The sequence below is a fragment of the Gemmatimonas sp. genome (assembly GCF_044345575.1).
Taxonomy (GTDB): Bacteria; Gemmatimonadota; Gemmatimonadetes; order Gemmatimonadales; family Gemmatimonadaceae; genus Gemmatimonas.
The window spans coordinates 1-8,191 of the sequence record NZ_JBIJAW010000145.1; the positions used below are offsets into that span (position 1 = coordinate 1).

The 8,191-nt window shown below is 66.1% G+C and carries 8 protein-coding genes; 3 read left to right on the forward strand and 5 right to left on the reverse strand.

The features are described from left to right. Positions 1–268 precede the first annotated feature (268 nt). On the forward strand, positions 269–1,894 hold the full coding sequence (locus tag ACIQ6O_RS09800) for a M28 family peptidase (protein ID WP_396207607.1): 1,626 nt from the start codon (positions 269–271) through the stop codon (positions 1,892–1,894). A 129-nt stretch (positions 1,895–2,023) separates the two neighbouring features. On the opposite strand, the gene ruvA is transcribed toward ACIQ6O_RS09800, so the two are convergent. From ruvA to ACIQ6O_RS09825, 5 genes are all read right to left on the reverse strand, one after another. Continuing rightward, positions 2,024–2,620 (reverse strand): Holliday junction branch migration protein RuvA, encoded by a 597-nt coding sequence (ruvA, locus tag ACIQ6O_RS09805; RefSeq protein WP_396207608.1) that lies wholly within the window; start codon positions 2,618–2,620, stop codon positions 2,024–2,026. After that, positions 2,617–3,189, reverse strand: coding sequence for a crossover junction endodeoxyribonuclease RuvC (ruvC, locus tag ACIQ6O_RS09810; RefSeq protein WP_396207609.1), 573 nt, complete (start codon positions 3,187–3,189; stop codon positions 2,617–2,619). Before ruvC ends, ruvA begins: the two co-directional genes overlap by 4 nt. Before the next feature lie 10 nt (positions 3,190–3,199). Continuing rightward, on the reverse strand, positions 3,200–3,943 hold the full coding sequence (locus ACIQ6O_RS09815; RefSeq protein WP_396207610.1) for a YebC/PmpR family DNA-binding transcriptional regulator: 744 nt from the start codon (positions 3,941–3,943) through the stop codon (positions 3,200–3,202). A 313-nt stretch (positions 3,944–4,256) separates the two neighbouring features. After that, positions 4,257–5,093, reverse strand: a complete 837-nt coding sequence (locus ACIQ6O_RS09820) for a DnaB-like helicase C-terminal domain-containing protein (RefSeq protein ID WP_396207611.1) — start codon at positions 5,091–5,093, stop codon at positions 4,257–4,259. A 4-nt stretch (positions 5,094–5,097) separates the two neighbouring features. Further along, positions 5,098–5,490, reverse strand: coding sequence for a hypothetical protein (locus tag ACIQ6O_RS09825; RefSeq protein WP_396207612.1), 393 nt, complete (start codon positions 5,488–5,490; stop codon positions 5,098–5,100). A gap of 97 nt (positions 5,491–5,587) precedes the next feature. On the opposite strand from ACIQ6O_RS09825, the gene ACIQ6O_RS09830 reads away from it, so the two are divergent. Beyond that, positions 5,588–7,150, forward strand: coding sequence for a response regulator (locus tag ACIQ6O_RS09830; RefSeq protein ID WP_396207613.1), 1,563 nt, complete (start codon positions 5,588–5,590; stop codon positions 7,148–7,150). A 2-nt stretch (positions 7,151–7,152) separates the two neighbouring features. Further along, positions 7,153–8,191 (forward strand): ABC transporter transmembrane domain-containing protein (locus tag ACIQ6O_RS09835; RefSeq protein WP_396207614.1); only part of this gene is annotated, 1,039 nt, incomplete at its 3' end.

An 8,191-nucleotide genomic window follows, 5' to 3' on the forward strand; every position in this document is an offset into this window, starting at 1 on the left:
GCGCCCTTGGCGAAACCGAGTACACCTATCTCGCCCTGGTGATGATCAGCGGCATGCTGATCGGCATCGTGCCGGCGTGGAAGGCATACCGGACCAGTCTGGTGGATGGTTTGTCGCCCAGGGCGTAGTGTGCCAGCCGCTGCATCGATCCGCAGTACCGATGACTGACGACTGTCACTACGAACTACGAACTCCCTGCGGTTCACGAGGAGTTTGTAGTTCGTAGTGAAAGTCGTCGGTGCTCAGTTCTCCAACTCCACCCACCCCCATGCGCCACCTCTCCCTTTTTGCTCTCTCGCTCGCGGCTGCCACGGCTGCGAACGCCCAGCGCCCCGGTGGCGCCCCGCGCACGCCGCCCAATCCTCAGGCGCTTCCCATCGCCCCTGCGCCGGAGTACGTGCGCACCACGTCGCCCACCGACCCGAACATCGTGAAGCTGTTCGAGGAAGGGATGCAGCGTTCACGGGCGCCGAAGTTCGCGCAGGCGTTGCTCGACTCGATCGGGCCACGCCTCACGGGCTCGCCCAACATGAACCGGGCGCAGGATTGGTTGCTGGCCACCTACTCCCAGCTCGGTGTGAACGCGCGCAAGGAACGCTACGGCACCTGGAACTCGTGGAAGCGCGGCGTCGCGTTTGCGCAGCTCACGGCACCGCGGGTGAAGCCGCTCGAGGCCACCATGCTGTCGTGGAGTGGCAACACGGCCGGCAAGTGGGTAGACGGCGATGTCGTCACGCTCGCGCCGTACCGCACGCCGGACGAGTTCAAGGCATGGCTGCCGAGCGTGAAGGGGAAAATCGTGCTCGCGAGTGCGCCGCGCCTGTCGTGCCGCATGACCAGCCAAATCGCCGAATTCGCCACGCCGCAGACGGCCGCGGCGCTGGACTCCGCGCAGCGCGACCTCACCGCCACATATCAGGGGCTCACGCAGCGGGTGCCCACGTTCTATGCCGACGTGAAGGCCGCCGGCGCCGTGGCGGTATTCGAAAGCAACTGGTCGCAGTATCCTGGCATCGACAAGATCTTCGGGTCACCGCGCAATAGCGCGCTGCCTACGTTCGACATCGGCTGCGAAGACTATGGCATGCTCTTCCGTCTCGCGCAGAACACGCAGGGCCCGAAGGTGAAGCTGATGGCGGAAAGCGAGTTCCTCGGTGAGCAGCCGGTGTTCAACGTGATCGCCGAGATCAAGGGATCGAAGAAGCCCGACGAATACGTGGTGCTATCGGCGCACTTCGACAGCTGGGAAGGACACAGCGGCGCCACGGACAACGCCACGGGTACCGTCACGATGCTCGAGGCGCTCCGCCTCCTCAAGACGGTGCTGCCCAATCCCAGCCGCACGATCATCGTGGGCCACTGGAGTGGTGAAGAGCAGGGGCTCAACGGCTCCGGTGCGTGGGCGGCTGATCATCCCGAGGTGTCGAAGGGGCTGCAGTTCGCCTTCAATCAGGACAACGGCACTGGTCGCATCGTGAGCACCGGGCCGAGTATCCTCCCCGAGAACGGCCCGCGTCTCGCGCAGTACATGGCGCAGATGCCGAGTCAGCTCACGCAGTACTTGCGCCTCAACGGGCCGAGCGGCATCGGTGGCGGTAGTGACCACGTGAGTTTCCTCTGCCGTGGGGCGCCGGCGGCGAGCCTCGGCGCGCTCTCGTGGGACTACAGCAACACCACGTGGCACACCAACCGCGACTCGTACGACAAGGTCATCCTCGATGATCTCAAGCACAACGCGACGCTCACGGCGATGTTCGCCTATCTCGCCAGCGAAGACCCGCAGCCCAGCTCGCGCGTACTCATGAATCCGCTACCGAGTGGTCCGAACGGTCAGCCGATCACGATCCCGAGCTGCGGCGTGCCGCAGCGGGAATCGAGCGGGTATCGGCGGTAGGTAGGTGAACTGAAGACTGAGGACCGAAGACCGAAAGCTCCCTCCCCCGAACGAGATTCTCGCGGGGCGAGGGAGCTTTCAGTTTTCGGTCGTCAGCCTTCAGCTGAGTCGTGTTGAATTGAGTTAGTACTACTTCCCCGTCAACTTCCCCAGCGCCCCGCGCACGACCGTGCTCACATCACCACCGGCGCCGCTCTCCATCACGGCTCGCACGGCGCGTTCGGCTTCGGCCTGGTTATAGCCAAGCGCCAACAGCGCGCGCGTCGCATCATCAGCGACGGGGCTGGCGGGGGCACCGCCGGTGGCCGGCCCACGGCCTACCGCGTCCATCTTGTCGCCGAGGTCGAGAATGATCTGCTCGGCCTTCTTGCGTCCTACGCGCGGGACACGCATGAGCGTCGTCACGTCCTTCTCGCGCAGGGCGCGCACCACGCGCTCGGGGGTAAGCGCCGAGAGGATACCGAGCGCGAGGGCCGGGCCCACGCCCTTCGCGCCGAGCAGCTTTTGGAAGACCGAGCGCTCGTAGGGGTGCGCGAAGCCGTACAGGTGCCATGCGTCTTCGCGTACGGCGAGGTGCGTGTGCAGCGTGACCTTCTGCCCTTCGGCCGGTAGCCCTTCGAACACCGAGAGCGGAATGAGACATTCGTACGCCACGCCGCCGGCGGTCATGATCTCGACGCGGTCGAGTTCCTTGGTGGCGAGTGTTCCGGTGACCTGCGCGATCATTTCCGCGACTCCGTCTTGCGTGAGCTGAGTGAGGCCTTCGCATTCGCGAGCTTCACGCTGGCGAGCGAGGGCAATTTGAGTGGCGGGAGTTTGGGCAACGACGCCGAGAGACAGGCGCAGAGCGCGGCGGCCACGCCGTCGGCCGCGTCGGCCGGCTGCGGCGCCTGCTTCAGCTTGAGCAGCCTGGCCACCATGAACTGTACCTGCTCCTTGGTGGCGCCGCCGCGGCCCGTGATGGCCTTCTTGATCTCCGACGGCGGGTACTCGTGAATGGTGAGTGCCGCCTGCTGCGCCGCGAGGAGGATCACGCCGCGCGCGTGGCCAAGGACCACCGTGGTGCGCACGTTCTTGGCGTAGAACACGTCTTCGATGGCGAGCGTGTCGGGGCGGTGTCGCGCGATGAGTTCGCGGACGCCCTCGTACACGTCGGCGAGTCGCTGTGGCAGCGGGTCGCGCGCTTCGGTGCGGATGACGCCGCACTCTACAAGGGTGGTGGTGCGGCCGTCCACCGCCACCACCCCGAAGCCGGTGACGGCAGTGCCCGGGTCGATCCCGAGCACCAGCCTCACGGCACCCTCATCACGCGTCGGCCATCGCGTCTTCGTCCATCTCGAAGTTCGCGTCGACCTTCTGCACGTCGTCGAGATCTTCGAGCGCTTCCAGCAGCTTGAGCAGGTTGGCGGCGTTCTCGCCTTCCACCTTCACGGTGTTCTTCGGGACCCACGCGAGTTCGGCATCGTCGATCTTGTACTTCTTCGACTCGAGTCCTTCCTTCACCGCGTGCAGCGAGGCCGGCTCGGTGGTGATCACGAACACTTCCCCTTCGTTGGACACGTCGTCGGCGCCGGCCTCGAGCGCGGCTTCGATGAGCACGTCCTCGTTCACGCCGTCGGCGGGCACCGTCATCTGCCCCTTCCGGTCGAACATGAACGCCACCGAGTTGCTGGTGCCCATGTTGCCGTTATTGCGCGACAGCTTGTGGCGCACATCGGCCACGGTGCGCGTCGGGTTGTCGGTGACCGCCTGAATCATGATGGCCACGCCGCCGGGGCCGTACGCCTCGTACAGCACTTCGGCGTAGTCGGCGCCTTCGAGTTCGCCGGTGCCCTTCTTGATGGCGCGCTCGATGTTGTCCTTGGGCATCGACACCGCCTTGGCGTTGTCGATGGCCGTACGCAGACGTGGATTACCGCCCGGGTCACCGCCACCCAGCTTGGCGGCCATGGTGATTTCGCGAATGAGACGCGTGAACAGCGAACTCCGCTTCTTGTCAGTCGCGGCCTTCGCCCGCTTGATCGTCTTCCATTTACTGTGACCGGCCATGCATGCCTCGGGGTTGGTTCGGGGTCCGGGTGGAACTTAACAGCGGGGTGTGTACGGCAGGAACGGTTCGACCCTCAACAGCAGACGGCAGACGGCAGGAACTACAGCACGCAGTGACGGAGGAATTCGGTAGAACGACTTGGGAGCCAGCGCTGCGCGCGGCTCCCGATGTTCCTAACCGCAAAGGAAATCGGGGGCGCCGCGAAGCGGCCGCCCCCGTGTTGTTGTACCGCATTCCTCCCCTTCTGCGTGCTTTGGTTCCTGCCGTCTGCCGTCTGCAGTTGACCCAAACCAGCCACCCACACGGTTCCCCTTACTCCGCCACATCCTCGAACCGCCCGTATCTCGTGTCGAAGTACAGATCGACGTAGCCGCGCGCCCCGGCCCGGTTCTTCAGGATCAGCAGCTCCGCCGCTCCCGACACGCCATGGTCGAAGTCGTACATCTCCTCCCGGTACAGCCCCAGCACCACGTCGGCATGGGCACCCACGGCGCCACCCATGCCGAAATCCGACAGGCGCGGACGGCGGTCCCGACGCTCGCGGTCGAGGGCGGGCAAGTGCGTGGTGAGCAACACCGCTACCTGATGGGTGACCGCCAAGCGCTTGAGGGCCAGCACCGCGAAGCCCAGCGCGTCCGCCTGCCCATGATCTCGGTCGAGCACACCCTCGAGCGTGTCCACGACCAAGAGCGGGGCGCTCGGCGTGGCCTCGATGGCCCGCTCGATGGTGGTGAGGCCGCCCTGGAGAAAGGTCTCGACCACCGGCGCCTGGTCGCGAAGGGCGAGCGCCGATGCCGCAAGCCGCGCCCGTTCCTCCTCGTCTACTGCGCCAAGTCGGATATGCTCGAGCGACACGCGGGCCGTCATCGCGAGCGCTCGCTCGTATACCCGCTCTGGCTGCATCTCGCTCGAGAGGAACAGCGCCCGATCGCTGCCACGGATGGCGATCCCCAGAGCCAGCGCCGAGGAACCCACGCTGTCGTCCCCGCCCAGGACGACCAGCTCGCCACGGCGGATCCCGCCGCCAAGCGCCTTGTCGATCGAGGGGAAACGCGTGGCCACGAGATCGTGCGCCGTCTCACCGGCCGCCGTCCGATCGAGACGGGCGACGATCCGCGTGAGCGGCGAAATGTCGTGCTCGTGGCTCACGCGATCAGCTGCCGGCGAGTAGGCGGGCGAGCTTCTCGAGTTCCTGCACGGACGGCCCGTCGAGGTGGGCACCGGCCGCGGCCACCAGCGAGCGGAGGGCGCCGGCCACCTGCAACGGCGCACCCGTGGTCGCCTCCACACACCGCGCGAAAGGCACGCGCGTAGTGGCGGGCAGCGCCAATGACGCAAGCCACACCTTGGCCGCGGATGCGCGCGCCGCACGATCGCCCGGCGGCAACGCATCGGCCGCCGCCGCACCCTGCGCCAGCCGTGCGGTCAACAGGGCCGCCAGCGCGACCTCCCGCCCGCCGCCAAGGGGTAGCCGTCCCGCCAGCGCGGCGAGGGCAGGGAAGGGGAAACGCAGCGCCTCGAGGGCGTAGGGGAGGGGTTCGCTCAACACAGGCTAATTGTAGCACGGAGAAGCGGCCGTGGGGGAATGACCCCGCCGCTCGCAGCCGTGAATCCGCAGGGCCCGCCCCGTGTATCTTTCCGGTATGGCGCAACCGGCAAAAACCATCCTGTGGGTGGACGACGAAGCGGATCTGCTCGAGCCCCACAGGCTCCTGCTCGGCGACAAGGGCTACCTGGTGCAGACCGCCCTGAACGCCGACGATGCCCTTGAGCTGCTACGCCGGCATCCGTACGACCTGGTGCTGCTCGACGAGCAGATGCCCGGAACCCGCGGGCTCGACGCCTACCGCGACATCCGAGAAATCGCGCCGGCGCTGCCGGTCGTGATGGTGACCAAGAGCGAGGAGGACGCCACGCTCAAGGAAGCCATCGGCGCGAACATCCGCGATTATCTCGTGAAGCCCGTCACACCGCGCCAGGTGCTGTCGGTGATCACCAAGATTCTTGACGGTCCACTCATTCGCTCGCAGGCGATGGCCCGGGCCTTCGTGGAGCGGTTCCGGGCCATCGAGGCCGAGCGCTACGCCAACCTCGACTGGCGTGGGTGGACTGAGCGCTTCGCCGAGTTGATGCAGTGGGACGTGGACCTCGCCGATGCGGGAGAGCTCGGCCTGCACGAATCGCTGCGTGGCTTGTACCCCGACATGCACCGCGCCTTCGCCGACTTCATGCGCACCGAGTATCCGCGATGGCTGCGCGAACTCGATGGCGATCGGCCGCCGCTGTCCGTGGACGTCTTCACCGAATTCGTGTTGCCGGTGCTGCAGCGCGATCGCAAGGTGATTTTCGTGGTGATCGACTGCCTCCGCCTCGACCAATGGCGGGCGATCGAGCCGTCGCTGGCGTCGCTGTTCGACGTCGAGACCACCCACTATTACTCGATTCTTCCCACCGCCACGCCGTACGCGCGCAATGCGCTCTTCAGCGGGTTGTTCCCGGGGGAAATCGCGGCGCGGTTCCCCGACTGGTGGGGCGAGCGTGATGACGAAGCGCTCAACGCGCACGAAAAGGACTTGCTCACCGCGCATCTCGAAGAGTTGCAGGTGCAGGCGCCCGTCCGGTACCAGAAGATCACCACCACCGCCGACGCGGACGATCTCGAACGGCATCTGCCCGCGGCCATTGCCGGGGAAGGCGTGCATGCGTTCGTCTTCAATTTCGTGGACATGCTCACCCACGGCCGTTCAGAGAGCATGATTCTCTTCGAAGTGGCGCGCGACGAGATTGCCCTGCGGGCGCTCACGCGGCAGTGGTTCGAGCGGTCGGCGCTGCACACGCTGCTCAAGGAAGCCTCGCGCCGGAACATCTCCGTGGTGGTGACCAGCGATCACGGGGCCCTGCATTGCAACACGCCGGCCACCGTGTTCGCCAAGCGCGATGCCACGGCCAATCTGCGCTACAAGTTCGGCGAGGACATCCGTGCCGAGCGCAGTGAGCAGGCGTTGCTGTTCGCCAATCCGGACGACCTGCGTCTGCCGCACCGAGGGCCCGGGAACAACACGCTCATGGCGGCGGGCGACACCTTCTTCGTGTACCCGACGAAGCTGCGTGAATATCAGAGCCGGTACCGCGGTTCGTTCCTCCACGGCGGGGTGTCGCCCGAGGAGTGCATCCTCCCGGTGTCGCTCCTCACGCCCAAACGCTGATCATGGGCACCGGATCGTATCGGACCGCGGGCCCGGTGCTCTGGCGCCGCCTGTGGCGTTTCGTGGGACCGCACAAGGGCAAGCTGGTGCTCGTTGTGCTCCTCAACGCCCTCGCGGCGTTCTTCGACGTGTTCTCCTTCACGTTGCTGGTACCGTTCTTCAACGCGTTCTTCAAGGCCGATTCGCTCCTGCCGCAGAGCGGGACGATCGGCCGTGTGCTGAACGCCACCATCGGCTTCCTGCTCGACGAGAACAACCGCAAGGACTCACTGCGCAACGTGCTGCTCATCGTCATCGCGGCGGTGACGCTGAAGAACACGCTGGTGTGGTTGGCCGGACAGGTGGGGGTGAAGCTGCAGGAGTACGTGGTGCGTGATCTGCGCAACGCGGTGTATGCGCATCTGCTCCGCCTGCCGCTGCCCTGGTTCACCCGCAACAAGGTCGGACAGGTCATTGCGCGCGTGCTCAATGACACGGGCAACGCAAAAATGGTCGTCACCGAGCTGGTCACCCGCTCGCTCTGGAGCGGCGCCCAGGTGCTCGCCACGCTCGTCGCGATGTTCACCACGTCGTGGCGCCTCTCGCTGGCGGCGCTCGTGATTGCGCCGGTGACCATCGGTGCCATTCAGCCGGTGCTGCGCAAGTTGCGCAAGGGCTACAGTCGCCTCGGCAATGAGCAGGGGGAGATGACCAGCCTTGTGCAGGAAGTGGTGAGCGGCGTTCGGTTGGTGAAGTCGTATCGCGCCGAATCCCGCGAAGAGGCCCGGTTTACCGAAAAGAACAACGCCTTCGCGCGGGGATATGTAAGGGTGGGACGGCTCGCCCTGCTCTCGGGCCCCGTCACCGAGACTCTCGGTACGTTCACCGCCGTCATCATTCTGTGGTACGGCGCGCAGCTCGTGCTCGACGAAGGGGCCCTCACCGGCGCTGAACTGCTGGTCTTTCTGGTGCAGGTCATGCGCCTGCTGCAGCCGCTCAAGCAGCTGTCCCAGACGCCGGCCTCGGCGCAGCAGTCGCTCGCGAGCGCGGAGCGGGTGTTCG

What these genes read in the sequence shown, in the direction of transcription:
- ruvA (WP_396207608.1), bottom strand. Translation starts at nt 2,620, where the DNA reads ATGATCGCGCAGGTCACCGGAACACTCGCCACCAAGGAACTCGACCGC.
- ACIQ6O_RS09830 (WP_396207613.1), top strand. Translation starts at nt 5,588, where the DNA reads ATGGCGCAACCGGCAAAAACCATCCTGTGGGTGGACGACGAAGCGGAT.
- ACIQ6O_RS09800 (WP_396207607.1), top strand. Translation starts at nt 269, where the DNA reads ATGCGCCACCTCTCCCTTTTTGCTCTCTCGCTCGCGGCTGCCACGGCT.
- ACIQ6O_RS09815 (WP_396207610.1), bottom strand. Translation starts at nt 3,943, where the DNA reads ATGGCCGGTCACAGTAAATGGAAGACGATCAAGCGGGCGAAGGCCGCG.